Genomic DNA, 513 nt, shown 5'->3' with positions numbered 1-513 from the left:
GGGCCTACGGTCCTATCCACCCCCCCCCCCCCCTAACGCTCTACCCCCCCCGCTGCTGGTTTTGCTCCCTCCGCGACGCCGTCCTCGATCACCGTGCCGTTGCTGGAGATGACGACGACGCTGGGTGGCGCCGATCTGTCCGGCGGCGCGCACCGGGTCGATGCGGTCCGCATCACCGCGGCGGGTGGCCCCACCGGCCTTGCCTCGCAGCGCGACCTGTCGGTGCTCGGCGTCGCGACGGCGGCGGATGGGCGTGTCGGCGCGGCCAGCTTCTCCGGCCGCGCGCTGTCGCTGGATGGCGCGGTGCGGGGTGATGTCGTGCAGCTTGCGGCGACGGGGGCCGCGGCGCCCATCACCCAGGCCGCGCCGCTCGATGCCGGCCGCCTTTCGCTGCGCAGCCAGGGCGGCGACGTGACGCTGGCGCGCGCCGACAACGCGATCGACCACCTGGCCTTCGCCGATCTCGGCGCCGGCGGGCGCCTGGCGCTGGTCACGGCCAATCGGCTGTCGCTC

1 protein-coding gene is annotated in these 513 nt (G+C 75.2%); it reads left to right on the top strand.

The features are described 5' to 3' along the window. Window positions 1-108 precede the first annotated feature (108 nt). The coding region (locus ACLD7X_RS18405) for a hypothetical protein (RefSeq protein WP_411425130.1) at window positions 109-513 on the top strand (405 nt) is incomplete at its 3' end.

The sequence above is a fragment of the Aphanothece microscopica RSMan92 genome, assembly GCF_046613545.2.
In the GTDB taxonomy this organism is placed as follows: Bacteria; Cyanobacteriota; Cyanobacteriia; order PCC-6307; family Cyanobiaceae; genus NIES-981.
Note: the sequence above shows the minus strand (reverse complement) of the source record. Positions and strands in the feature narration are given on the sequence as shown.